The organism is Micromonospora sp. NPDC049101 (assembly GCF_040648675.1).
GTDB lineage: Bacteria > Actinomycetota > Actinomycetes > Mycobacteriales > Micromonosporaceae > Micromonospora.
The window spans coordinates 23,769-47,461 of the sequence record NZ_JBEZED010000016.1; the positions used below are offsets into that span (position 1 = coordinate 23,769).

At 66.2% G+C, this 23,693-nt stretch carries 24 protein-coding genes, 2 tRNA genes and 2 pseudogenes; 14 read left to right on the forward strand and 14 right to left on the reverse strand.

What is annotated here, in order from left to right:
- The first annotated feature begins 37 nt into the window (after positions 1-37).
- The 3 genes from AB0B57_RS22190 (at position 38) to AB0B57_RS22200 (ending at position 2,547) form a co-directional block, all read left to right on the forward strand.
- On the forward strand, positions 38-904 hold the full coding sequence (locus AB0B57_RS22190) for a glutamate ABC transporter substrate-binding protein (protein WP_357072821.1): 867 nt from the start codon (positions 38-40) through the stop codon (positions 902-904).
- 84 nt (positions 905-988) lie between these two features.
- Complete coding sequence (locus AB0B57_RS22195) at positions 989-1,663, forward strand: amino acid ABC transporter permease (protein WP_357072824.1); 675 nt, start codon at positions 989-991, stop codon at positions 1,661-1,663.
- On the forward strand, positions 1,663-2,547 hold the full coding sequence (locus AB0B57_RS22200; RefSeq protein WP_357072827.1) for an amino acid ABC transporter permease: 885 nt from the start codon (positions 1,663-1,665) through the stop codon (positions 2,545-2,547). Before AB0B57_RS22195 ends, AB0B57_RS22200 begins: the two co-directional genes overlap by 1 nt.
- 104 nt (positions 2,548-2,651) lie before the next feature.
- Here the strand turns inward: AB0B57_RS22200 and rny are convergent, their stop codons facing one another.
- The 12 genes and pseudogenes from rny to AB0B57_RS22260 all read right to left on the reverse strand — a co-directional run bounded on the left by rny (position 2,652) and on the right by AB0B57_RS22260 (position 14,091).
- Positions 2,652-4,418 carry a ribonuclease Y gene (gene rny, locus AB0B57_RS22205; protein ID WP_357072830.1) on the reverse strand — a complete coding sequence of 589 codons (1,767 nt, stop codon included), beginning with the start codon at positions 4,416-4,418 and terminating at the stop codon, positions 2,652-2,654.
- A 649-nt stretch (positions 4,419-5,067) separates the two neighbouring features.
- Entirely contained in the window at positions 5,068-5,775 is a 708-nt protein-coding gene (locus tag AB0B57_RS22210; protein ID WP_357072833.1) for a 3-keto-5-aminohexanoate cleavage protein, read from the reverse strand.
- Positions 5,776-5,804: 29 nt separating this feature from the next.
- A complete protein-coding gene (locus tag AB0B57_RS22215; RefSeq protein ID WP_357072836.1) occupies positions 5,805-6,497 on the reverse strand; it encodes a regulatory protein RecX in 693 nt (230 codons plus the stop codon).
- Positions 6,498-6,511: 14 nt separating this feature from the next.
- Entirely contained in the window at positions 6,512-7,558 is a 1,047-nt protein-coding gene (recA, locus tag AB0B57_RS22220) for a recombinase RecA (protein ID WP_007456801.1), read from the reverse strand.
- Positions 7,559-7,742: 184 nt separating this feature from the next.
- Positions 7,743-7,943 (reverse strand): DUF3046 domain-containing protein, encoded by a 201-nt coding sequence (locus AB0B57_RS22225; RefSeq protein ID WP_030489422.1) that lies wholly within the window; start codon positions 7,941-7,943, stop codon positions 7,743-7,745.
- Positions 7,944-7,948: 5 nt separating this feature from the next.
- A complete protein-coding gene (locus AB0B57_RS22230) occupies positions 7,949-9,277 on the reverse strand; it encodes an MFS transporter (protein ID WP_357072840.1) in 1,329 nt (442 codons plus the stop codon).
- 125 nt (positions 9,278-9,402) lie between these two features.
- Positions 9,403-9,963 carry a hypothetical protein gene (locus tag AB0B57_RS22235; protein ID WP_357072843.1) on the reverse strand — a complete coding sequence of 187 codons (561 nt, stop codon included), beginning with the start codon at positions 9,961-9,963 and terminating at the stop codon, positions 9,403-9,405.
- A gap of 67 nt (positions 9,964-10,030) precedes the next feature.
- Complete coding sequence (locus AB0B57_RS22240; protein ID WP_357072846.1) at positions 10,031-11,635, reverse strand: flavin monoamine oxidase family protein; 1,605 nt, start codon at positions 11,633-11,635, stop codon at positions 10,031-10,033.
- Between the two features lie 175 nt (positions 11,636-11,810).
- Positions 11,811-12,221, reverse strand: a pseudogene (locus AB0B57_RS22245) (uracil-DNA glycosylase family protein); the annotation flags it as partial.
- A gap of 537 nt (positions 12,222-12,758) precedes the next feature.
- The gene (locus tag AB0B57_RS22250) at positions 12,759-13,418 is read right to left on the reverse strand and encodes a hypothetical protein (protein ID WP_357072849.1); all 660 of its coding nucleotides are present in this window, start codon (positions 13,416-13,418) and stop codon (positions 12,759-12,761) included.
- Between the two features lie 229 nt (positions 13,419-13,647).
- Positions 13,648-13,914 (reverse strand): hypothetical protein, encoded by a 267-nt coding sequence (locus AB0B57_RS22255; RefSeq protein ID WP_357072852.1) that lies wholly within the window; start codon positions 13,912-13,914, stop codon positions 13,648-13,650.
- A gap of 80 nt (positions 13,915-13,994) precedes the next feature.
- Positions 13,995-14,091 (reverse strand): annotated as a pseudogene (locus AB0B57_RS22260).
- Between the two features lie 410 nt (positions 14,092-14,501).
- Here AB0B57_RS22260 and AB0B57_RS22265 point away from each other — a divergent pair.
- Positions 14,502-14,714, forward strand: a complete 213-nt coding sequence (locus tag AB0B57_RS22265; protein WP_357072856.1) for an HNH endonuclease signature motif containing protein — start codon at positions 14,502-14,504, stop codon at positions 14,712-14,714.
- Between the two features lie 197 nt (positions 14,715-14,911).
- Positions 14,912-15,412: a phage terminase small subunit P27 family gene (locus tag AB0B57_RS22270; RefSeq protein WP_357072859.1), complete on the forward strand. Its 501-nt coding sequence runs from the start codon at positions 14,912-14,914 to the stop codon at positions 15,410-15,412.
- Position 15,413: 1 nt separating this feature from the next.
- Here AB0B57_RS22270 and AB0B57_RS22275 read toward each other — a convergent pair whose 3' ends face one another.
- Entirely contained in the window at positions 15,414-15,983 is a 570-nt protein-coding gene (locus AB0B57_RS22275; protein WP_357072862.1) for a helix-turn-helix domain-containing protein, read from the reverse strand.
- A 266-nt stretch (positions 15,984-16,249) separates the two neighbouring features.
- On the opposite strand from AB0B57_RS22275, the gene AB0B57_RS22280 reads away from it, so the two are divergent.
- Together AB0B57_RS22280 and AB0B57_RS22285 are read left to right on the forward strand one after the other, a co-directional pair.
- Positions 16,250-16,324: transfer RNA gene (locus AB0B57_RS22280), tRNA-Trp, on the forward strand.
- A gap of 107 nt (positions 16,325-16,431) precedes the next feature.
- Positions 16,432-16,504: transfer RNA gene (locus AB0B57_RS22285), tRNA-Asn, on the forward strand.
- 47 nt (positions 16,505-16,551) lie between these two features.
- Here the strand turns inward: AB0B57_RS22285 and AB0B57_RS22290 are convergent.
- Positions 16,552-16,902: a hypothetical protein gene (locus tag AB0B57_RS22290; RefSeq protein WP_357072865.1), complete on the reverse strand. Its 351-nt coding sequence runs from the start codon at positions 16,900-16,902 to the stop codon at positions 16,552-16,554.
- A gap of 79 nt (positions 16,903-16,981) precedes the next feature.
- Here AB0B57_RS22290 and AB0B57_RS22295 point away from each other — a divergent pair, with 79 nt between their 5' ends.
- The 7 genes from AB0B57_RS22295 (at position 16,982) to AB0B57_RS22325 (ending at position 23,620) form a co-directional block, all read left to right on the forward strand.
- Positions 16,982-18,730 carry a terminase TerL endonuclease subunit gene (locus AB0B57_RS22295; RefSeq protein ID WP_357072868.1) on the forward strand — a complete coding sequence of 583 codons (1,749 nt, stop codon included), beginning with the start codon at positions 16,982-16,984 and terminating at the stop codon, positions 18,728-18,730.
- Entirely contained in the window at positions 18,714-18,887 is a 174-nt protein-coding gene (locus AB0B57_RS22300) for a hypothetical protein (RefSeq protein WP_357072871.1), read from the forward strand. The genes AB0B57_RS22295 and AB0B57_RS22300 overlap by 17 nt, the downstream gene beginning before the upstream one ends.
- Entirely contained in the window at positions 18,884-20,170 is a 1,287-nt protein-coding gene (locus AB0B57_RS22305) for a phage portal protein (protein WP_357072874.1), read from the forward strand. Before AB0B57_RS22300 ends, AB0B57_RS22305 begins: the two co-directional genes overlap by 4 nt.
- A complete protein-coding gene (locus AB0B57_RS22310; RefSeq protein WP_357073256.1) occupies positions 20,163-20,774 on the forward strand; it encodes an HK97 family phage prohead protease in 612 nt (203 codons plus the stop codon). The genes AB0B57_RS22305 and AB0B57_RS22310 overlap by 8 nt, the downstream gene beginning before the upstream one ends.
- A gap of 95 nt (positions 20,775-20,869) precedes the next feature.
- Positions 20,870-22,093 (forward strand): phage major capsid protein, encoded by a 1,224-nt coding sequence (locus tag AB0B57_RS22315; protein ID WP_357072877.1) that lies wholly within the window; start codon positions 20,870-20,872, stop codon positions 22,091-22,093.
- 292 nt (positions 22,094-22,385) lie between these two features.
- Positions 22,386-23,198, forward strand: coding sequence for a hypothetical protein (locus AB0B57_RS22320; protein WP_357072880.1), 813 nt, complete (start codon positions 22,386-22,388; stop codon positions 23,196-23,198).
- Positions 23,195-23,620, forward strand: coding sequence for a hypothetical protein (locus tag AB0B57_RS22325; RefSeq protein ID WP_357072884.1), 426 nt, complete (start codon positions 23,195-23,197; stop codon positions 23,618-23,620). Before AB0B57_RS22320 ends, AB0B57_RS22325 begins: the two co-directional genes overlap by 4 nt.
- The last annotated feature ends 73 nt before the right edge of the window (positions 23,621-23,693 follow it).

Sequence of the window (23,693 nt, forward strand, 5' to 3'; positions counted from 1 at the left end):
CGCACCTCGGCGGGCTCCGTCGAAGAAGGAGAAGAGTATGCGTATCAAGCGCATTGCGGCAGTCGCCGCGGTCGCGGCCCTGGCCGTCACCATGACCGCCTGTGGCGGGGACGACGGCGGCAGCACCGGCAGCTCGGGCGCCAAGGGCATCGTCGGCAAGGCGGAGAAGCAGAAGAAGCTCGTCATCGGCGTCAAGGCCGACCAGCCCGGCCTGGGTCTGCAGACCGGCAGCCAGTACGAGGGCTTCGACATCGAGATCGGCAAGATCATCGCCAAGGGTCTCGGCGTCGACGCGAACAACATCGAGTGGAAGACGACGGTCTCCAACAACCGGGAGCCCTTCATCCAGCAGGGCACCGTCGACCTGGTGGTGGCCACCTACACCATCAACGACGAGCGCAAGCAGAAGGTCAACTTCGCTGGCCCGTACTTCATCGCCGGCCAGGACCTGCTCGTCAAGGCCGACTCGACGATCACCGGCCCCGAGGGCCTGGAGGGCAAGAAGGTCTGCTCGGCCTCGGGCTCCACGCCCGCCAAGCGGATCCAGTCGGACTACCCGAAGGCCAAGCTCCAGCAGTTCGACGCGTACTCGAAGTGCCTGCCGCTGCTGGAGAAGGGCCAGGTCGACGCCGTCACCACGGATGACATCATCCTCGCCGGTTACGCCGCCCAGTCGCAGTACGCCGGCAAGTTCAAGGTGGTCGGCAAGACCTTCTCCAGCGAGCCCTACGGCATCGGCCTGAAGAAGGACGACAAGGACGGCTGCGAGAAGGTCAACGAGATCCTCAAGGCCGCCGCCTCGGACGGCACCTACAAGGCCGCCTGGGACACCAGCCTGGGCAAGAGCGGCAAGGCCGCACCCGAGCTGGACACCACCAAGCTGACCAACTGCGGCAGCGTCTGACCGGTCCCGAGGGCCGACATCCGATCACGGGTGTCGGCCCTCGGCCCGTGACGACGCCGACGACCTGCCCCTGGGAGCCGACGCATGGACGTATTCGCTGATCCGACGAACTTCGACGCCTACCTGTCGGGCTTTGTCTGGATCCTCAAGCTGACCGGCGCGTCGGCGTTGTTCGCGCTGGCGCTCGGCCTGGTGCTCGCCGCCATGCGGGTCTCGCCGGTCCCCGTGCTGCGCGGCTTCGGGACGGCCTGGGTCAACATCTTCCGCAACACACCGCTGACCCTGGTGGTCTTCTTCTGCTACTTCGGGCTCTACTCCAGCCTCGGTCTGAGCTTCTCCGACGACCTGGACCTGAACAACTACTGGCTCGGGGTCGTCGGCCTGTCGGTGTACACGGCCTCCTTCGTCTGCGAGGCGCTGCGCTCCGGCGTCAACACGGTGCCCACCGGGCAGGCCGAGGCGGCCCGCGCGATCGGTCTCACCTTCGTGCAGACCCTGCGGATCGTGGTGCTGCCCCAGGCCACGCGCTCCGTGATCGCACCGCTGGGCAGCATCCTGATCGCGCTCTGCAAGAACGCCACGATCGTCGGCACGATCGGGTTGATGGAGTCCTCAAACGTGATGAAGCAGCTGATCAATGACAACGGCAACGCGGTCATCATGATCTTCCTGGTCTTCGCCGGCACCTTCGCCGCGTTCCTGATCCCCACCGGCTACGCCTTCGGCTGGCTGGCCAACCGACTGGCGGTGAAGCGCTGATGAGCACCGACTCCGTCCTCTACGACCACCCGGGGCCTCGGGCACGCATCCGCAACGCGGCACTGACCGTCGTCTTCGGGGTCGCCCTGGCCGGGCTGCTCTGGTGGATCTACGCGAAGTTCGACGAGGCGGGCCAGTGGGACGGGCAGCTCTGGAAGCCCTTCACCGAGGCCGCGACGTGGACCCAGTTCATCGGGCCCGGCCTGCTCGCCACACTCTGGGCGGCCGCGGTCGGCATGGTGCTCTCGTTGGCGTTCGGCATCATCTTCGCGGTCGGCCGGCTCTCCGAGCGTCGCTGGATCAGCATTCCGTCCGGCGCGGTGGTCGAGTTCTTCCGCGCCGTACCGCTGCTCCTCATGATCTTCTTCATCTTCTACGGCGTGCCGTTCGTGATCGACGGGCCGGTGACCGCCTTCTGGGCCGTCGTGATCGGGCTGACGTTGTACAACGGCTCGGTCCTCGCGGAGGCGTTCCGGGCCGGGATCCGCTCGCTGCCCGGTGGCCAGTCCGAGGCCGCGTACGCGATCGGCCTGCGCAAGAGCCAGGTCATGCAGCTGATCCTCGTGCCGCAGGCCGCCCGGGCGATGCTGCCGGTCATCGTCAGCCAACTCGTGGTGTTGCTCAAGGACACCGCGCTCGGCTACATCGTCGCCTACCCGGAGCTGCTGCAACGCGGGGTCAACGACCTCGCCGCGAACAAGGGCAACATCGTCGCCGCGGCCATCGTGGTGGCCGCGATCTACATCGTGATCAACTCGCTGCTCACCGCGCTCGCCAACTGGTTGGACCGGCGTAGCCGTCAGCGTGGGTTCCGTGCCCAGCGACGGACCGCCGCCGGCGCCACTCCGGTGGGCGGCCACACCGTCAGCGAACCGCAGGGCTGACCGGGGACGTGCTTCCCGCCGGGCCGCCCGGTGCTTTCCTGATATCGGGGTGTCCCCTCCTTGGGGACACCCCGATATTGCTGAACTCGCGGTGAGCGGGCCGGTCAGCGGGCGATCTCGGTGACCCGCGACTCGCGGACCACGGTGACCCGGATCTGACCCGGGTAGGTCAGCTCCTCCTCGATCTGCTTGGCCACGTCCCGGGCCAGCACGGCAGCGCCGATGTCGTCCACGTCGTCCGGCTTGACCATCACCCGGATCTCCCGGCCGGCCTGCATAGCGAAGACCTTGTCCACGCCGAGCTTGCCGGCCGCGATCTCCTCGATCCGTTCCAGGCGCTTGACGTACGCCTCCAGGCTCTCCCGACGCGCGCCCGGCCGACCACCGGAACAGGCGTCGGAAGCCTGGGTGAGCACGGCCTCGATGGTCTGTGGGGGCACCTCGTTGTGGTGCGCCTCGATGGCGTGCACCACGTCCTCGTGCTCGCCGTACTTGCGGGCCAGGTCCGCGCCGATGATGGCGTGGCTGCCCTCCACCTCGTGGGTGAGCGCCTTGCCGATGTCGTGCAGGAACGCCGACCGCTTGATGGTGGGCACGTCCAGCCGCAACTCGGCGGCCATGATGCCGGCGATGTGCGCGGTCTCGACCAGGTGCTTGAGCACGTTCTGCCCGTAGGAGGTGCGGTAGCGCAGGCGACCGAGCAGGGCCACCAACTCCGGGTGGATCTCGGTGATGCCCACCTCGACCAGGGCGTCCTCGGCGGCACGGAGGCAGAGCTGCTCCACCTCCTGCCGGGCCAGGTCGTAGACCTCCTCGATCCGGTGCGGGTGGATCCGCCCGTCCAGGACCAGCTTCTCCAGGGTCAACCGACCCACCTCGCGGCGGACCGGGTCGAAGCAGGAGAGCAACACCGCCTCGGGCGTGTCGTCGATGATCAGGTTGACGCCGGTCACCGACTCGAAGGCGCGGATGTTGCGCCCCTCCCGGCCGATGATCCGCCCCTTCATCTCGTCACCGGGCAGGTGCAGGACGCTGACCACACTCTCGGCGGTCTGCTCGCTGGCGACCCGCTGGATGGCGTCCACCACGATGTGTCGGGCCCGCTGCTCGGCGGTGTTACGCGCATCGGACTCGATGTCGCGCACCAGCAGCGCCGCCTCCCGCTTGGCCTGGGTCTCGATCGCCTCGACCAGCTCCATTCGTGCCGCGTCGGCGCTGAGCCCGGCGACCCGCTCCAACTCCCGGCGGCGCAGCTCCTCGGACTCGGCCAGCTCGACCTCCCGACGGGCCAACGCGGTCTCCCGGGTCGCGAGGGCCGCACGCGCCTCGGTGAGCTGCCGTTCCCGCTCGGCGAACCGCTCCACCTCCTCGGTGTGCATCCGCTCCCGCTCGTCCATCCGGGCCGCCCGACGCTCCACCTCGGCGGCCTGCTCCCGGGTGGTGGCGGCGAGCACCGCGACCTCCCGCTCACCGCTGCGCCGGGCCGTCGTCCGCAACTGCTCGGCGTCCGCCTCGGCCTGCTTGTGGGCGCGCTCCAGGACGGTGTCCGCCTCGGCGCGGGCGTCGTCGAGCACCCGCCGGGCCTCGGCACGGGCCGCCTTCGCCTCGGCCTTCGCCGCCGCCGCCTCGGTACGCGCCGCCGCGGCGGCGGACTTCGCCACGTCGATCGTGCTGTTCGCCTCGTCGGCCGCGGTCCGCAGGGCGGCCAGGGACTGCTCCTGGCGGTCCTTCTCGGCGATGAAGGCGGGATCCTCCGGGGCCGGTGCCGCGCCCACCCGGCGCAGCGTCCGGATGCCGACCAGCACGGCTCCGATCACCACCACGGCGAGGACGAGGACGGCCGCGAGAAGCACGACGTCGAAGGCGTTCATGCCGGGACCCCGTCGGGTCTACCGATGAACCTGTGCCGCCGCCCCGCCATGGCCGCCTCCCCTAACGTCGAGACCGCAGCGACCGTGCCGGGGGCACACTCCTGCGGCTGTGGACGCCCGACCGGAGCGGCTGGCCGTGGGTAGCTCTCTCCGCCGGCGGTGCCCGTGGGCAACGTCGGCGACCGGGTGCAGTTGTCGCGGCGTCCCGGACCGGCCTGTCCGGAGTTGCCGCCAAAGGCCGCGGAGTCGGCCAAAGTGATGCTGTCTTGTTACGCGATCTATGTTGTGCGCTTAGCCTGCGATGGTCGGGCAATGTGAGCCTGTATGGCGAGGCTAGGTCGCCGGGGGTGCTCTGGTCAAGGACTCATGATCAAACCCCCCGAACGGAGAGAAGTTGCATCGTCACCCAAAGGTGATGTCGTGTCGGACACGACGGGACAAACACGGCGAGGCACCCACCCCTAATCCGGATGTCGTGCCTGTTCAGCGACGGCGGCGCCCCTCGGCGAGCCCACTGTGTGACGACAACGACCCCACCTCCGCGCCCGGCACCCCGCCAGGCTCACCCCGACCAAGATCACACCCGTCCCGCCAAGATCGCGGCTCGCCCGCCAGGATCGCGCCGCCCGCCCCGCCCAGCGCCGTGCGCTCAGTGGGCGCCGGCCGCCAGCGCGGCGGTGACCAGTGCGGCATTGTGCGGCGCCGGTGTGCCGTCGGGCAGTAGGAGTGTGTCCTCCAGGCCGATCCGGGTGTGCAGACCGCGGCTGACCGCATCGGCCAGCACCGCCCAGGTGGCCGGCCCTTCGGCATGCAGAAGCACCGGTGGGATTCCCCGCGACGGCAGGGCGTCGAGGATCCGCGCCGCGTCGGCCAACGCGACCGGCACCGCCTCGGCCATGCACTCGACGAGGATCCGGCCGGCCGGCACCCGCCACCCCCGATACGCCTCGACGGCGTCGAGCGTCCAGAGCCCCACCTCGACGAGCACACCCCGCCCGTGCAGGGCTGCGGCGACGGCCTCGGCACCCGCCTCGTGCGCGTTGACCGAGGCGAAGTCGGGCAGCACCGACCAGGCCCGGACGGCGGCCACCCGGTCGGCCGGGGCCGGCGCGATCCAGGCGCCGGTGCTCACCCCCACCGGCAGCCCCGGGCGGGTGGCGCGGATCGCGGTGAGCGCGTCGGCGATCACCTCTGGGCGCAGCGACTCGGCACCCGACGCGTCCCGGGGATGGACGTGCACGGCCGCGACGCCGAGCGCCGCGCAACGGGCCGCGTCGACGGCCAGCTCCGTGGGCGTGACCGGCACCGCCGGGTGGGCGTCCCGGCCGCGTCCACCGTTCAGACACGCCTTCAGCATCGGACCACCCACCGCACCCAGCGCGATTCTCAGTCGATCGGGCGGTTGTCGCGGTCCAACTCGCCCTCGGCGTCGGCGAGCGCGTCGGCGTCGATCTGCTCGGCGAACTCGGCCGCCTCGGCGCTCTGCGCCGCGAGGGCGTCCTTCACCGCCCGGATCGCCACGCCGGGCGGGTAGCCCTTGCGGGCCAGCATGCCCACCAGCCGGCGGAACACCGCGTCGGGCTCACCCCGGGCGGTGCGCAGCTTGCGGTCCACCAGGGCACGGGCGGTGTCGGCCTCGGTCTCCTCGTCCAGCTCGCCGAGCGCCTCGGTGGCCACCTCGCCGTCCACGCCCTTGCGGCGTAGCTCGTTGGCGAGCGCCCGGCGGGCCAGACCACGCCCGGAGTGCCGGCTGGACACCCAGGCGCGGGCGAACGCGGCGTCGTCGATGATGCCGACCTCGTCGTACCGGTCGAGCACCTCGGCCGAGACCTCCTCGGAGATGCCCCGCTTGGCCAGCGCACCGGCCAGCTCGGCCCGGGTGCGGGGCCGGACCGCGAGCTGCCGCAGGCAGATCTCGCGGGCCACCTCCGACTCGTCACGAGGGGGAGGCTCCACCGCGTCGGTCTCCGCGGAACGCCCACGGCGGCCTTGGCGGGGGCGGGGTGGATCAGGGGCGTCGCCCGTACGAGGTGGACTGGCATCCCAGCCCCGCCCCGTACGGGCGCGTCGTCCTGCCATGGGTCAGCGACCGGTCAGAAGTCGACAGGCGGCAGCTCGGGGCCACCGGCGGCGTCACCCGCGCCGACACCGACGCCGAGCTTCTCCAGGATCTTCTTCTCGATCTCGGCGGCCACGTCCGGGTTTTCCTTCAGGAACTCCCGGGCCTTCTCCTTGCCCTGGCCGAGCTGGTCGCCGTCGTACGTGTACCACGCTCCGGACTTGCGGATGATCGCCTGCTCCACGCCGACGTCGATCAGCGAGCCCTCACGCGAGATGCCCTTGCCGTACATGATGTCGAACTCGGCCTGCTTGAACGGCGCGGCGACCTTGTTCTTCACGACCTTGACCCGGGTGCGGTTACCGACCACGTCGGTGCCGTCCTTGAGGCTCTCGATGCGTCGCACGTCGAGCCGGACCGAGGCGTAGAACTTCAGCGCCCGACCACCGGTCGTGGTCTCCGGGCTGCCGAACATGACGCCGATCTTTTCCCGCAGCTGGTTGATGAAGATGGCCGTGGTGCCGGTGTTGCTGAGCACACCGGTGATCTTTCGTAGTGCCTGGCTCATCAGCCGGGCCTGGAGACCCACGTGGCTGTCGCCCATCTCGCCCTCGATCTCGGCACGCGGCACGAGGGCCGCCACCGAGTCGATCACGATGATGTCCAGGGCACCGGAGCGGATCAGCATGTCCGCGATCTCCAGTGCCTGCTCGCCGGTGTCCGGCTGCGAGACCAACATCGCGTCGGTGTCGACGCCGAGGGCCTTCGCGTACTCCGGGTCGAGCGCGTGCTCGGCGTCGATGAAGGCGGCGATGCCGCCGTTGCGCTGGGCGTTGGCCACCGCGTGCAGTGCCACCGTGGTCTTACCGCTGGACTCGGGGCCGTAGATCTCGACCACCCGGCCGCGCGGCAGACCGCCGATGCCCAGCGCCACGTCGAGCGCGATGGAGCCGGTCGGAATGATCGCGGTCTGGACGACCGGCCGGTCACCCAGCCGCATCACCGAGCCCTTGCCGAATTGCTTGTCAATCTGAGCGAGAGCAAGGTCGAGTGCCTTCTCCCGGTCAGGCCCTGCTGCCATGGTTGCCACCCCTGCCTTCGCCGGCGTCTTTGCTGAGCTTCGCGTCACGCGGACACGCTAGGCGCTGGGTCCGACAGAAAACCAGCCGACGGGCCGCGAGCTGTGGACGAGCACCCCGCTGTGGACAATAGCCGAACAGGTGTACGACTCGACAAGCGACACGCGGAAGCGACGAAAAGGCTGCTCAGCGTAGTCGGGCGGGCACGCGGTCGGGGTACGCGGCACAAACCGCCCGCCACACCACGTGCGTCTGCTCCCCCGACGCCAGGGCCTGCTCGATGGTCCGTCCGCCGAGCTGCGACAGCACCTGGTCGCGGGCGATGCTGGCCGCATAGCCGGGCCCGAACGCCTCGTCAAGGCGCGTCCAGAAGTCGGTCAGCCGCACAGTGATCAGCCCTCCTCGTCCGGTGCCCTGGTCGGCACCGGGCGCAACGCTAGCGCCACCAGGGGCACCGCCGCGACCGCCGCGAGCAGGGTGAGCACGGGATAACCGGCGAACTGCATGACAAACCCGCTCACCACGGCGGCAGCAGCCCCGGCCAACCCCATGATCAGATCGGACAGCCCCTGCACGCTCGGCCGCACGTCGGCCGGCACCGACTCGGACAGCAACGTCGAACCGGCCACCATCGTCCCCGACCAGCCCAGCCCGAGCAGGACCAGACCCACCGAGAGCCGTGGCGTGTGGTGCCCCGCGGTGCCGGCGACCGCGCAGGCGGCCAGCAACAGCCCGACCCCGCCGAGGATCACCGCCCGCCGGCCGAGCCGGTCGGTGAGCCAGCCGACCACCGGGGAGAACGCGTACATGCCGGCGATGTGCAGGCTCAACACGATGCCGACCAGGCGCAGCACGTCGGCATCGGCGTGCGACTCACCGAGCCGGACCGGGGTCATCGCCATCACCGCCACCATCACCAGGTGACCCACCGCCACGGCGGCGATGCCGAGTCGGGCGGCGGGCTGTCCGCGTACCACCGACCAGGCCGCCCGCATCCCGGCGCCGCGCGGCGCGCGCACCGTGACCGGCACGGTGGTCGGCGGCGCGGCGCGGGTCGGCGGCGTGGCGGCCGCCGCGAGGCGCCGCGCGGTGAGCAGCGGGTCGGGCCGGAGCAACCCGAGGAGTACGGCGGCAGCCAGCACGAACGCGACAGCACTGAACGCGAACGGCCCGGCCAGCGGGGGCAACCCCCAGCCGGTGGTGACCCGGTCGGCCAGCGCGGCGAAGTTCGGGGCGGCCACCGCGCCGATGGTGGTCGCCCAGACGATCAGGGAGAGCTGCCGTCCTCGTCGGGCCGGCTCGGCGAGATCCACCGCCGTGTAGCGGGCCTGCAGGTTCGCGGCGGTGCCCCCGCCGAAGAGCAGCATGCCGAGGAAGAGCAGTGGCACCCAGCGGGTGGCCGCGGCCAGCACCACGAGTACGCCACCGACGGCACCCACCGCGTACGCCACCACCAGACCCGGTCGCCGCCCGTGCCGCGCCATGATCCGGGTGACCGGGACGGCGAGCAGCGCCGCACCGACCACGCCGGCGCTCTGCGCCACGCCGGCCACCGCCGTGCCGGCGATCCGCGTGGCGAGCAGCGCACCCACGGCGATGCCAATGGTCACGCCGACACCACCGATGATCTGGGTGGCGAAGAGCAGGCGCAGGGTACGACGCTGGATCGACGTGACGTCGGGGCTGGCGACGGTACGCGGCGCGGTCAGGTCGGTGGCCATCTGCGCTCCTCAGGAGGGGGTGACCCATCCTCGCGCACCGACGACGGCAAGCGGCAGTGGGTTTAGCCGACAGCCAACCCGAGCCGCTCCCACCCACCGCCCCGCGCCCGGCGGATGGGTGTCGTTCACTCGCGTGGTCCGGGTGTGGTGAGCAGGGAGGCCAGTCGGCGGATCCGGTTCAGGGTGTGCACGGCGACGGCCACGCTGCCGGCGGCGATCACGCTGATGATCACCGCGGCGCCCTCCCGGTCGCCGCCGAGGAGAGCGAGCAGGATCAGACCGAGGCACGTGCCCAGGACGACCGGCAGTCCCACCCAGGTCCCCCGCCGCTGCCCCGCCAGGTAGCCGGGCAGCTCGGCGCGCACCCGGTCGTCCGCCGGCACGGTGCCCTCGCGCAGTGCCTGGCGCAGCGCGTACCCTTCCGGATCGCGCCGTGCCCCCGCCTCGCCCACGATCCGCTGGCTCAGGTAGATCGAGGGGACCGCCCAGACGACGCCCAGCGCGGCGTCCAGCACGGCCTCGACCAGCGACTCCTCCCGGTCGAACAGCCAGCCCACCGGCAACCCGATCAGCAGCGTCATCGGCACCCAGTAGACGGCCATGAGCTGCAGCCCGGGCGCCCGCCCGAGGAAGCTTCTCCATCTCTGACTGACACCGGCACGAACCGTCGCGCTGTCGACATCCATCGACCTGTGCTACCCGCCCACGGCAGCCGCGCAACCCCCGCGCACCGTCGACCGTGGACGGTTTAGGTCAGCCGGCCATCACCCGCTGGTGCAGCGCGGAGATCGCCGACCGGGCTGCCACGAACGCGCCGTGTTGCCAGGCCACCTCGTGGCTCAGCCAGTCCCCGGCGAAGTAGACCCGCCCGGCCGGCTGGAGGAGCAGGTTGTATCCGGGTGTGCCGTACCGGGGCGACGTCCAGGCGCCCTCGATGAAGCGGGTCCGGTCCCAGGCGTGGGAGTACGAGGTGACCAGCTCACTGCGGTACTTGTCACCGTGGATCTTCACACCCTGGCTGATCGCGCGCTCGCTGCGCTGCTCCGGCGCGAGCCCGCTGTACGCCCTGGCGTTCGCCCCGGTGTTGTAGTAGCCGACGACCAGGCCGCGCTTGCCGTGGAAGCCGTACGACGGGTACCAGATGTGTGACAGGTCCAGGTCGGTCTCGGTGATGCCGCCGTAGATCCGCTGGTCGGTCTCCCACCAGCGGCTGCGGTATTCCAGGCCGATCTTGCCGGCGGCGGTGACCGGGAAGTCGGCCAGGGCGGCGGTCACCGCTGCGCCGAGATTGTGCGGCACCCGGGCCATCAGGTGCGGCGGCAGCGCCGCCACGCAGTAGTCGGCGGTGATCTGCGACTGCCGGCCACCCTGGCGGTACGTCACCTCGACCCGGCTGCCCCGGTCGGTCACCCCGGTCACCTCGGCGTTGAGGCGTACCCGTCTCGTGCCCACGGCCTTGGCCAGTGCGCGCGGGATCTGGTCCATCCCGCCGACCGGCTGGAACATCAGCATGGCCTGGTCGTAGCCGAACTCGAACGAGAAGTACCGGCCCACGTTGCTGGCGAAGACGTCGGAGAGCGGCGGCGGCGCGCCGAGCAGGCTGCCCACGTCGTTGCCGGCACCGGGATACCCGGAGAAGCCGCGACGGTTGCTGCCGGTGTAGGCCCAGTCGCTGGCCCGCCCGCCGATCGCGCCGAAGCTCTGCAGGAACGACAGCAGCCGATCGCGGTCCTCGGTGGTGAGCCGGCCGTCGAGCGCACCCTGGTCGGTGGCCTTGGCGAGCAGTTCCGAGACGTAGCCGTACACGTCGGCCTTGGCGGTGCGGTACCGGACCGGCTCGGTCATCCCGGCGGACTCGTTGTAGATCCAGGCGTCGGCGTTCTGGTTGGTGAAGACCTCGATGGGTACGCCGAGCTCCCGGCAGTAGTCCATGGTGACCATCCACTGCGCGATCCGACCCGGCCCGGCGTTGAAGTAGACCCCGTCGGAGAAGCCCGCCCGTTGGGTGCGGCCGTCGAGGTCGGTCTCGACGTCGCCACCCCGGATGGTCAGGTTGCGCCCACCGACGCGGTGCCGCGCCTCCAGGACCGTGCAGTCATAGCCCGCCTTGCCCAGCTCGTACGCGGTGGTGAGCCCCGCGATGCCGCCGCCGAGAACGACCACGCTGGCACCGGACCGCCCGGTCAGGGTGAAATCCGATCGCTGCGGCGCTCGGAAGGCGGGGGTTACCGATCCGGCCGCGCTGGGAGCGAGTCCCATGGCGCCCATCGTGGCGAGCATCGCACCGGCACCGCCGCTGACTCCGACCGCGCGCAGGAACCCACGCCGGCTGACCATCGACTGCGTCTCGTCGCTCATAACGGCCTCCCCTACAAGATCGACTCGTGTGAGTCTGTAGAGGACCTGTTACGCCGATCGCGCATTGACGTTTCTGGCGGGTATCGCCTCGCCACCCGACCGTACCGGCGATTCTCGACGGCGACCCGGCCGGGCCTCGGCGCGGGCCCCCGGCACGGCGGGGGCTGTCGGTTACCTACCCGGCGAGGGCACGGCTGGCGACGGCGAGGTCGGTGACCAGCCCTTCGTACGCCTTGTCCTGATCGTCGGCGCGCAGCACCGCGGACGGGTGGATGGTGGCCAGCAACCGGGTCTGCGGCACGTCCGCCCGCTTCCCGGAGTCGTCCACCGGCACCCGCCGGAAGTCCTCCGGGTGCTGTGCCGACTCGGGCCAGGGCAGCAGCTCGCCCCGCTGCCGGGTGACCCGGAAGGACGGGCCGAGCAGCGCCTTGGCGGCGGTGGCGCCGAGCACCACCACGATCTCCGGACGCAGCCGGGCGAACTCGGCGACCAGCCACGGCCGGCAGGCGGTGACGTGCACCTGGTCCGGGGTCTGGTGGATCCGCCGCTTGCCGCGCAGGAGGAAATGGAAATGCTTTACAGCGTTTTTTCGGGGATGTTCAGGCTCCGACGCAGGTCACAGGGTAGGCGCTTGGCTAGTGAGGGTAGGCTACGCGGCATGTCCGCCTGGAAGTGTGCTACCTGCGGTCAGGACGCAGACCTACCGCCCATCATCCTCACCGTGGGGCCTGAAACCCGGGCCCTCACCCTCTGCACTGTGCACGGCGCTCCCCTCATGGAGCTGTTTGCCCTCGGGCTCGCTGGCCCCCCAACGGACACCCCGGAGAAGCCGGCCCCCAAGGGGCACGCTGTGATCCCCATCGACTGATCCCACGACGAAACAGGGCCCCTACCCGGAGGTAGGGGCCCTGCTCTGTAGGTGGGGGGTGTGCGGCTGGTTACCAGCCGATCGGCTTGCGGGTGGAGGCGTCCACGGCAGCCACCAGGTCACGGGAAGCCCTAGCTAGCTCTCCGTCTGCGTACTCAGCTTCCGCATCAACGTCCGCGTGTTGCACCTCGGGACGTTCGGCTGCCAGCACTCGCAGGGCAGCCCGTAGAACGCGCTCCCGTGCCTCAGTTTGACCTACCATAACCCGTCCTCTCCAACGTTCTTCCCGTTGACCTCCCGATCAATGGGCATCATCAATCCCCGGAAGTCCGGGCCGATCTTCACAAGCACCGGGTCAAGCGGGCTGTCACCAAACAGCAAATCCGCCATCCGCCCACTCTTGTCCGTCTTCACCTTGGAAAACCGGGACCAGAGGGCCGGGTCAAGGCACACAACCCCCGGGATCACCTCGTCTCGCTTTTCGGCAATCTCCATCTCACCGGCTAGGTGCTGATAGAGCGGAAATTGCTCCGGGGCGAACGTCAGGGCCACCCGCAGCGTGTCTCCGCCCATGGGCTCAACCTGAATGGTCACGTCGGTTACAGACACGTCGCAGGGGCCTTTGCCGGCCATCCTGATAGTGCGCTCGATACCGGCGGCACCCTCAGCGACCTTCGTATCAGCCTTGCCCCGCTGGATCAGGAATTCCCCGCCCTCGGGAGGGCCCGTGTAGCCGCTGAGGGGAACCGTGGAGGCTCCCACGGCGTAACTGTCGGTCCCGACGATCTCCACGGTCTGAGCTTCCGCGTTTACACGCATCCAGACGTTGAGCATCCGAGAGTTGGCCGGAATGAACGCCAGGGCGTTCGATAGGGCCCTAGCGAGTAATTCGCTGTCAGCGGAGAAGGAAATCACGCCAGGAACCGCCCAATGAGGGCCCCGAGGATCACGGCCAGCAGGATTACCGCCAGGGGAACAAAGATGCTCACCGGATCACGCTCCCGATGATGATTCCGAACGCCACTCCGGCAGTCCAGATGATCAGAGCGCAAACAAGGGTCGTCACCGGAAGAACCTCCCCCACCAATAAGCGGCCACAGCCGGCGGCAGTTCCGAAAGGGCGAACAGGATTACCGCTACCGCGCTACTCACAATTGGGCTCCCCGTAGTTGGGGGCATCCGGGGCGGCAGTCATGATCTGCTGAATTCGGGTAGCAGCATCCCGGAGGTAGACCTCTTCAAACTCAATGGCGATCTTTTCGGCGAGCACCTTAGCGGCAATCGCGCCCTCAACGACCTTGGCGCGGTGCACGGCCTCTACGGCAGCCGGGTAGAGCCGGTGCGCCTGGAAGGGGCGCAGAACGGAAATCGGGTCCGTGGTGGTGGCCGTAGCGAACGTGTTGTTCTGCAACCTGAATCCTCGTCTCTCTCAACGATACAGACCTAACCTTGAAGGGCTGAAAAAAGGGCCCCGGCACAGGGCCCCTTTGTCGCACCTAGACGGGACTCGAACCCGCAACCAGGCCGGTTCCCCACAACCGCCGTCGTGGGTACTAGGGCCCTGCTCTGCCACTTGAGCTACTAGGCCGCATGCCCGGCCCCGGGGTGCGAATCCCGGTGCCGTACTTACAGACCAAACCTTACCAGCACCCAACACCCACCCTCAGGGGAAGATGTGACCGGGGTCACTCCTGCACATCCGGGGTTGGCAGGTGGTTATAAGTAGTGGAGGGAGGGAGCGAAGCGACCGACCGACACCAACACAACTTAAAGGGCAACCCTCCAAGGGGTTGCCCAGTAGAACAACTACCAATAATAGGGCCCCCTCAAGGGGCCCTTAGTTAGTAGTAACTACCTATTATAGGGCTGCCCAACGGGCAGCCCCTACTATTGGGGGGTAGTGCAGTGAGTAGTAATACCTGCACTGTATGCAGAACCCTAATCCCCCTTGGCGTAGGTAGTAGGTGCGCTAAGCACAGGCCAAAGCGTAACCACACAATGAGTAGTACACAGCGTGGGTATACAGCAGAGTACGTACGCAACAGGCGTACGGTATTAGCTGACAGTGATAAGTGCTGGCTATGTGGTAGGTATGGTGCTAACACAGCAGACCACGTAACACCCCTCAGCAGGGGTGGTACCAATGACCTAAGCAACCTCAGACCAGCGCACAAAGCTTGCAACTCAGGTCGAGGCAATCGCACCGCATAACATACAGGGGTTTTATACATTCTGCCTGCTCAGTTATGCAATGGGGTATGCACTCCCGGAGGGGAGGGGGGGTCAAAACTTTCTGGCCTCCCTTCCGCAGACCCACGTACTTAGGCGCGTTTGCGTGCCTGGGATTGCCTAGAGTTTGTGGGAATTGACGCTAAGTCAGCGGCATTATTCAGAGGTTCCGCATAATCATGCGGAATACTTATGCAACGGGATTGAATGGAAAGGGGGTTACCGTGGCGAGGGATCGCAAGCCCCCTGAGTTGACCATTCTGCACGGCAACCCTTCCAACAATCCAACTCCAACGAAGGCTAAGAGTCAGACCGGGCGGCCTAGGCCACCCGGTGACCTTAAGGGCGAAGCATTCGCCGAGTGGTCCCGCATTACGACCTACCTTGAAAAGGTGGGCCGTATCGAAATGGTGGACTACGCCGCGTTGGTCGTCTACTGCTCAAGTTGGCAGGCATTCAATGATGCCCGCTTGGCATTGGAGGAACACGGCACCGTTGTTACGGGCCGGGACGGTGGGCTTGTGAAGAACCCTGCCGCACAGGTCATGAAAGACTCGTCGGCAACGATGCTCAACTACGGCCAGCGGTTCGGGTTCACGCCGAAGGATCGGCAGAACCTTGGCATTGGCGCTGAGAGCACCGCAGAGGATGACCTAGAGCGGCACCTAGGGGCGCTGTAGTTCAGGCCGCAGCAAGGCTCTCGGAGCGGCACACGCCGCAGCTACGGGCAAGCTGCCCGATGTGCCCGGGACGCTGGCACTTCTCAGCACCAGGGGCCGGCGGCAACGCGGCACCCTGACGAACCGGGTACGGGTACGGGGCTCGCTGCGGGTTGGCACTTTTGCTCTTGGCACCAGAGAGAAATTCCCGCGCGGCAGCGCGGTAGTTCTTCTTCTCTTTGGTCTTCACAACTTCGGGCGACACCCTAGGGATGTCACCCCCAACGCTCCCGTTGTCACCCCCGGGGCCCTGGATGTCACCCCCCGGGGTGCTGGTGCCGGTGACAAGCCGGTAGACGCGGGTAGCGATGTTGGCGGCCTGGCGGACGACCAGCCGGCCCAACTGAACGAGCTTGGCTAGGCACCGCTGAACGGTCCGGGTGGAGACACCCGCGTACTCAGCGATCGTCGCCACGGACGGCCACGCGTCGCCCTCGTTGTTGGCGTGCGCAGCGATCGACACCAGGATCAGCCGCTCATTCGGGCGGAGATCCTTGGAGGTGGCTAGAGCAGTCTTGACGGCCTGGCTCATGGGGTGGGGCTCCCTGGCTGGGGGTGACGTTCCTTGCTGACACCCCCATCTAAGGTTAGGTCTGTATGGTTTGTCAAACCATGATCGACGCGGGGCCCCTGGTGCCCGCTGTGAGGATTGCCCTTGGGATGGGGCGGACGGGCCCGGCGCAGGGAGCGCCGGAGGGCAACAGGGGCATGCACTCCCCTCCCGTCCAAAGTCCAGGCGCGGCCCCTGATGGTCGTCGTGGGAGGGCCCCGGGCCCATGTAAACAACCGGGGCAACATAAGGGTGTAGCTCAGTCCGGCCAGAGCTGCCGCCTCCAAAGCGGCCTGTCGGTGGTTCAAATCCGCCCACCCTTGCGATGTGTGCCACGTATAAGGGCTCCCCGCGCATGCCAGCGGGGCCCCGGGGTTCATGGCCCGAGCTATGAAGGTGGCACCTGTCCGTACCGGCCGATTGCGGCCGATTGCCTGTAGCTCAATGGGCAGAGCACCCGCCTGTTAAGCGGGTGGTTGGTGGTTCGAGTCCACCCGGGCAAGCAAAAAGGGCCCCCCGGTGCGGGGGGCCCTCCATGGTTTAAACGCTGTCAGTAGGCGTCACGCTCGTAACGGGCCTTAGCGCCAACGGGGCCCGGGACGCGGGCCAGCAGTTCCGGCGACAGTTGCCCCGTCTCACGAACCTTGATCCGCTTGCCGTTGTCAAGCATCACGTTGCCGTGATCGTCGGCGTACTCCGCTCCGAGGGTGCCCGCAGCAATTCGGGCGGCCTCGTCCTGCTCAGTAGACGCGGTGGTCACGTAGTAGACCTGCAAATCGGGGTTCGCCTCCATGAACATGGCGGCAACCTCTCGGGCCTGGTGCCAGGTACCCGCGAAGTTGGCAGCCCGCTTGAAGTGGTTAGCGCGCGGCTTGCGGTAGGCAATCGTCCAGGTGACCATTTCGTTTCCCTCTGCTCGGTGTTCCTCGCTGACTTCTGCAACGTTAATTTAGTCTGTACGGCTTGTCAAACCATGGGAGGTGCAGTTGTATCCGATTGCCCCTCATGGGCCGGCAAACCCGCCTCCGGGTGAGTTTCGGTATGACGAGAAACGCGCTCAACGCGTCATCACCTTCATTGAGAACATGATTGTTCATACGAAGGGCAGGCATGCCGGAGCGCCGTTCATCCTGGCGGATTGGCAGAAAAACGAGATCATCCGTCCGCTTTACGGGACGGTTGCGCTTGACGATCAGTACGACGAGTGGGTACGGCAGTACCGAATTGCCTGGATGGAGATGGCCCGGAAGAACGGTAAGAGCGAGGTTCTTTCCGCCCTGGCGTTGTATCACCTGATTTGGGATCAGGAGGAATCCGCAGAGGTTTACTCGGTTGCGGCTGACCGGGATCAGGCGTCATTGGTGTACAACACCGCTAAGCGGATGGTTGAGCTTCAACCGAAGCTAGCGAAGGCAGTTGAGATCATCGACTCAAAAAAGCGGCTGGTCTACGCCAAGACGAATTCCTTTTATCAGGTGTTGCCCGGTGATGCTGCCGGCGCTCTTGGCACCAACCCGTCAGCCGTTCTGTTTGACGAGGTGTTGACCCAGCGGGACCGGCACCTTTGGGATTCGCTGCGGCAGGGTTTCGGCACCCGCGCTCAACCGCTTTTGCTCGCGGCCACTACAGCCGCGTACACGACAGCGGCTTTCGCCCTGGCGGAACATGAGTACGGGGAATCGCTGATTGCCGACCGCGAGAACCAGCAGCGCGACCCTTCGCGGTTCGTCTTCATTAGGGGCGTTCCTCGGGATGCGGATTGGCAAGACGAGGGTCAACCGCCCTCCCCGGAGCACCCGCAGGGTACGGGTTGGTATTTCGCCAACCCTGCTCTTGGCGACTTTCTGAACATCAACAACTTGAGAGCGGAAGCGAAAGAGGCAGCCGAAAAGCCGAGTGCTCAGAACGCTTTCCGCGTGTTCCGGCTCAACCAATGGGTTTCGCAGGCTGAACGCTGGCTTGACATGAACACTTGGGATGCCAACGGCACCACCACGTTTGCACGGGACAGCCTTAAGGGCCGGGAGTGCTTCGGTGCTCTCGACCTGGCGAGTACGCAGGACTTCACGGCGTGGCTGTTGCTGTTTAAGGGCTCCCCCGAGGATGCCAACGCATCCGGGTTCACGGTGCTACCTCATTTCTTCGTCCCCCGGCCCGCCGTACAGGCGCGTACGAACATGCGCGACCGCATGGAGGTATGGGCTAGGGACGGACACCTCACGGTCACAGAGGGCGTTACAACGGATTACAACGTGATCCTTGAGCACATCACCCGGGACGCAGAGACGTTCCGTATTCGCCTGATCGGCTATGACCCGTGGAACGCGACGCACCTCGTCAGCCTCATTGAGGATCGGGGACAGCAAACGGTGAAGGTGCCGCAGACGGCACCCCGCATGAACGATCCGTGTAAGTCGATTGAGGCGAACCTAGCGGAGCGATCCCTTTACCACGGCGGCAACCCCGTTCTTCGGTGGATGGCTGACAACGTGGAACTAGAGATCACGGGTGACGGCCTCATGAAACCGAGCAAAAAGAAGTCGGGCGAAAAGATCGACGGTATAGCCGCTTTGGCTACCGCCCTGTTTTGTGCCGCCATCCCGATTGAGGGTGAAGCGGACGTGACCTATCACGACTTTGAGAACTACGACGGAGGGGAGGGCATGAGCAGTGAAGAGACTAGCGCCTTGGCTGAATTCCTTGAAGTTTGGAATGCGGAAGACGATTAACGCCGGTTCGGCGTACGTCCGTAAGCGTCGGGCCAACTGGTTGCAGGTTATCGGCCTGGCCGTGTTTGCGGCCGGCGGTTTCGTGTTGGCGGTTTGGTTCGGGCTGTTTCTGGCTGGTGCCTTTCTGTGCGTCATCGGTTGGGCGGTTGACGAGTGAGCCTGTTTAAACGGCTTGAGAAGCGGGCCGCCCTGAACGGCCCTAAGAGCAATTGGGCTACGGAAGTTGAGCAGTCTGCCACCCCCACGGCGTCAGGCCAGGACATCAACCCTGAGCGGGCCCGGACGCTGGTTGCGGTGTGGTCGTGTCAGTCGCTTATTGCTGACGGCGTGGCAACCCTGCCGATCGACACTTACCGGAAGGTGAAAAAGAACGGCAAGCGGGAAGCCCTGGACAACCCGGGTTGGCTCGTAGAGCCGAACGCCTTTGAAACCCCGTACACGTTTTGGCACAAGGTCATGGTTTCGCTGTTGGGTGAGGACGGCAACGCCTTCATTCACCTGACCCGGGATGGTGGCAACCCTCGCGGCAGCATCATTGCCGCGTTCGTGCTTGACCCGAGTCAGGTCGTGGTGGACGAGGATTCGTCTACCCCCCTCTACGAGTATGGCGGGCAGACGTTCAACGCTACGGAAATCCTCCACATTCCGGCTTTCACTAAGCCGGGCCAGCGGCGCGGCCTGTCGGTAATCGAGCATGCGGCGGAAGCCATCGGTTTGGGCTTGGCTGCGGAGGAATTCGGCGCGCGGTTCTTTAGCCAGGGCACCACCATGTCAGGCGTAATCGAGCACCCCGGTAACCCTAAGCCGGGTGAGGTTGCAATCCTCGCCCGAATGCTTAAGAAGTCGCACACGGGTATCAAGAATTCGCATGCTGTCGGTGTGCTCACGGGCGGTGCGTCCTGGAAGAGTATTTCCATTACGCCGGAACAGGCTCAGTTCCTTGAGACTCGGCGCTTTCAGAACATCCAGATTGCGCAGCTTTACCGGGTGCCCCCTCACCTCATTGACCCCACGGTCACTAGTTCGTGGGGGTCGGGTGTTGAGGAACAGAACAAGTTTTTCGTGGATTACACGCTTGTTCCTTGGCTGACCCGACTTGAGCAAGCCATTTCCCGGCTACTGCCTAACGGGCAGTACGTCAAATTCAACGTTGACGCGCGGCTGAGGGCTAAGACGGCGGAGCGGTTCGCCGCGTACGTCCAGGCGGTCAACAACGGGATTATGTCGCTGGATGAGGTGCGGGCCCTTGAGGACTTGGAACCAATCCCCGGCGGTAAGGGCAAGGTCCACGTTCGGCCATTGAATGTCACGCCCGTTGGGGCGGAAAAGGTGAAGGCTGCCCCGGCCCCGGTTGCACAGCCGGCGGGCGAGCCTCCACCAACAGAAAAGCCGGCGGGTGATCCCCCGGCGGACGAAAAGGGGACTGGTGCCAGTGATTGAAAGGCGCGTACTCCCGTCCGAGGTTGAAACCCGCACGGCTGGTGAGGGTCGGCTAATCGTGGCCGGCTATGCCTACAAGTTTAACGCTCGCAGTCAGAACCTCGGTGGCTTCAAGGAAACGATTCTTGAAGGTGCCGGTAAGGACGCGATCGAGCGGGACGACATTAGGGCCCTTGTCAACCATGACGCGAATCTGATCCTTGGCAGGAACCGGGCGGGAACGCTGCGGATGTCTGAGGACTCAACCGGGCTTGAGTACGAAATTGATGTGGACGAGCGACAGAGCTACGCGCGGGATCTTCTGATCTCGCTTGAGCGTGGCGACGTTACCCAATCGTCCTTTGGTTTCCAGGTCATGCCCAACGGCGAGGAATGGACGCGGGACGAAGACGATTTCCCGCTGAGGTCCATTCGGTCAATGACCCTGTTTGACGTGTCCCCGGTGACTTACCCGGCGTACCTGTCCAGCGAAAGCAAGGTGGATAAGCGCGCAATTGATTATGCGGCTTCCCTTGTCGCTGAGGTTCGCCAGGCAGTCATTCTGCCGGACATTGAGGGTGACGCGCTCAGGATGCGCGCACGCCTTGCGGGTCTGCGCGGGTAAGAACCCCCGCCCGATAACCCCGGCCGTTTACACGGTCCGGGGTTTTTTGTTTGCCCAAAACCGGGGGTTCTCCCCATTCTGAGATGAGGTTTTAAGTGGATTACATCGCTGCGGCTAATGCGGCACTTGAGAAGCGGGCGCGGGCTTTCAGTGAGCTTCGCTCGGTCATGGATGACAGCCGGCTTTCGGCCGGTGAGCGTGACGAGCGTTCCGCGCGGATTAACGCTGACATTGACGCTCTGGGCAATGAGGCTGAGGGCCACGTCCGGGCGGCTGAGCGTGAGGTCGAAAACCGCGAGCTGACCGCGCGTGCGGCTAGCCTGGCGGCCGGCAACGGTGAGCGCCGGACTCAGGGCCGGGACGAGGCGGCGGAGCTTCGCGCGCTGGCTCTCGGCAAGGTGTCTGAGGTCAATTTCGACCTTCGTACCGCTCAGTCTGGTGTGGCTGCGAACGCCGGTAACACTAAGCCGGTTACTTTCGTGGCTCAGGTGCTTGAGGCTATGCGGAACCGTTCGCAGTTCTTCGGCCGGGCCCGCCTGATGACCACCTCCGGTGGTGAGGTTATGGAGTGGCCCGTTAAGAATGCGATGAACCCGGCTACTCAGCCGGTGGTCCCGACTGCTGGCGCGGGTACTTCTCTGCTGACCGCTGAGAACACCGCGTACGGCAAGGGTGACCAGTCGTGGAGCAAGACCAACATTGGTGCCTACAAGTACGGCATCATCGTTGAGGCGACGCAGGAAATCGTCTCGGACTCGGCTCTGCCGATCCTGTCGATCCTGGCGAACGACGCTGGCGAGACTGTTGCTGACGACGTTGTTAAGGATTTGCTCCTGGGCAACGGCACCAACAAGCCGGCGGGTTGGGCTTACCGGGCCACGACTTCGGGCGTGAACGCGGCCACCGTTTCGGCCATCACGTTTGAGAACCTGCTTGACCTTCAGTACAGCCTTACCGCCCCGTACCGCCGGAACGGTGTTTACCTGTTCAACGACAGCGCCGTTCCGGTTCTGTCGAAGATCAAGGATACGACCGGCAATTACCTCTGGCGTCCGTCGGTCCAGGCGGGCGAGCCGGATACCATTTGGGGCAAGCCGGTTATCACCGACCCGAACATGCCGATTGCTGGCGCTTCCGCAAAGGTTGGTCTGTTCGGTGACCCGAGTAAGTACCTGATCCGTCAGGTTAATCAGCTCAGGGTTACCCGGTCGGATGAGTACGGCTTTGACCGTGACGTTGTGGCCTTTAAGGTCAACTGGCGCGGTTCGGGTGACCTGTTCGACCTGAACAGCGTGAAGGCGATCACCGTTACCGCCTGATCCCTTTCTAGGGACGAGTCGACAGAGGGGGCCCTTTCGGGGGCCCCCTTTTCTCTACCTGAAAGGGGTTCACTGTGAAGATTCGTATTACGCGCACTGTCCCCGGCTATGTCAGCTTCACGCGGCTTGCGGCCGGCACTGAGCATGACCTAGACCAGCCAACCGCCGTGTCCCTGATCGGTGACGGGTACGCCGTGCCGCTGGATAACGCCGTTGGTCGGGCTACGCCCGCTGAGGGCCGGGAGACTGCTACAGCTCGTCGACCAGGCCGCCCCCGTAAGGACGGCTGACCGTGGGCCGCTACCTGGCGGGACGGCCCGTCACGTTGGCGCACACGTTCCTAGATGACGACACGGCCCTAACCCCGGCTGCCGTACAGGTGACCGTGACCCGGGCCGGCGCTGCCGTCCCCACGGCTGAGGGGCCGGCGGTAGCCACCGGCGACGTATACGCCTACTCCCCCGGGATGCTGGCCCCCGGCGTTTACACGGTCCGTTGGGACGGTGGGGCTACCGCCGTTGACATCACCTCGGTTGAGGTGGTGGGCGGGTTCCTGTTCACGGTGCCGGAGCTTAGGAACGCTGACCCTGACTTGTCGGCGGAGCGGTTCCCTGCCTCTGAGGTGCGGCTAGCTCGGGATGTGGTGGAGGCTGAGTTTCAGCGCATCACAGGCCGCAGCTTTACGCCCCGCATTGCCTTTCTAAGCGTCTCTGACCTTCCAGGGTGGGGCGAACTACTGCCCTTCGCTGATATCGCGTCTGTGACCACCTCAGGGGGCACCGCGGCCTCTTTGGCTATTGAGCGGGTGGGCCATTTCGCGTACATGCCTGAGTTGCCGGCGGGAACGACCGGCATTGAGGTTTCGTACGGCTTCCCGGTGGTGCCTGATGGCATTAAGCGGGTCGGGTTGCTGTATGCCCGGTGGCTACTCCATGAGGATCGGTCGGGCATCCCCGATCGGGCCACCAGCTTTCAGCCGGCGGACGGTGGAACGTACACCTTGGCAACCCCGGGCCGTAGCGGTTACGAAACGGGGCTCCCGGCGGTTGACGCGGTGCTTGAGGCTTTCCGCTTCAAGATTATTGAGTCGGTGGTGCTGCCGTGAGCACTAAGGCAGTTGCCGTCAAGGCGGCACTTAAGACGCTGTTGGCCGGTCAGCAAATCGTGGTCACGGACAAGGTGCAGGTTACTTACGGATTCCCCACACGTTCCCCGGATAAGAAGTGGGCGGTTGTGGGGGATGTCCGTTGGGAGTCTGCCGAATGGGCGACGAACCGTAGCCGCACTGAGTCTTTCGCGGTTGATGTTGTTTTCTCGGTGCAGGTAGCCGGCGGCACGTCGGAAGAGTGCGAGTCGTACGCGATTCGGCTTGCGGCTGAGTTTGAAGACGCCTTGAGGGCGGACGCCTCCATTGGTGGGCGGTGCATCACGTCGGGATTCATTCCCCGGTCTATGAAGTCGTGGCCGATTGATGGCGGCTATGAGTCGCAGTTTGAAACGGAGGTGAGGGCCAGTTGTCGGCCGTAGTCGTTTACACGGGACACGCCCCCGCCGTTGCCGGTGGGGGTTTTGTTTTCCCCAACGGTGACCCCGTGATTGT

Excerpts from the sequence above, each read along its gene's own strand:
- AB0B57_RS22190 (WP_357072821.1), top strand. The coding sequence starts at position 38 with ATGCGTATCAAGCGCATTGCGGCAGTCGCCGCGGTCGCGGCCCTGGCC.
- AB0B57_RS22195 (WP_357072824.1), top strand. The coding sequence starts at position 989 with ATGGACGTATTCGCTGATCCGACGAACTTCGACGCCTACCTGTCGGGC.
- AB0B57_RS22200 (WP_357072827.1), top strand. The coding sequence starts at position 1,663 with ATGAGCACCGACTCCGTCCTCTACGACCACCCGGGGCCTCGGGCACGC.
- rny (WP_357072830.1), bottom strand. The coding sequence starts at position 4,418 with ATGAACGCCTTCGACGTCGTGCTTCTCGCGGCCGTCCTCGTCCTCGCC.
- AB0B57_RS22210 (WP_357072833.1), bottom strand. The coding sequence starts at position 5,775 with ATGCTGAAGGCGTGTCTGAACGGTGGACGCGGCCGGGACGCCCACCCG.
- AB0B57_RS22215 (WP_357072836.1), bottom strand. The coding sequence starts at position 6,497 with ATGGCAGGACGACGCGCCCGTACGGGGCGGGGCTGGGATGCCAGTCCA.
- recA (WP_007456801.1), bottom strand. The coding sequence starts at position 7,558 with ATGGCAGCAGGGCCTGACCGGGAGAAGGCACTCGACCTTGCTCTCGCT.
- AB0B57_RS22230 (WP_357072840.1), bottom strand. The coding sequence starts at position 9,277 with ATGGCCACCGACCTGACCGCGCCGCGTACCGTCGCCAGCCCCGACGTC.
- AB0B57_RS22235 (WP_357072843.1), bottom strand. The coding sequence starts at position 9,963 with ATGGATGTCGACAGCGCGACGGTTCGTGCCGGTGTCAGTCAGAGATGG.
- AB0B57_RS22240 (WP_357072846.1), bottom strand. The coding sequence starts at position 11,635 with ATGAGCGACGAGACGCAGTCGATGGTCAGCCGGCGTGGGTTCCTGCGC.
- AB0B57_RS22265 (WP_357072856.1), top strand. The coding sequence starts at position 14,502 with ATGAGTAGTACACAGCGTGGGTATACAGCAGAGTACGTACGCAACAGG.
- AB0B57_RS22270 (WP_357072859.1), top strand. The coding sequence starts at position 14,912 with ATGCGGAATACTTATGCAACGGGATTGAATGGAAAGGGGGTTACCGTG.
- AB0B57_RS22275 (WP_357072862.1), bottom strand. The coding sequence starts at position 15,983 with ATGAGCCAGGCCGTCAAGACTGCTCTAGCCACCTCCAAGGATCTCCGC.
- AB0B57_RS22290 (WP_357072865.1), bottom strand. The coding sequence starts at position 16,902 with ATGGTCACCTGGACGATTGCCTACCGCAAGCCGCGCGCTAACCACTTC.
- AB0B57_RS22300 (WP_357072871.1), top strand. The coding sequence starts at position 18,714 with ATGCGGAAGACGATTAACGCCGGTTCGGCGTACGTCCGTAAGCGTCGG.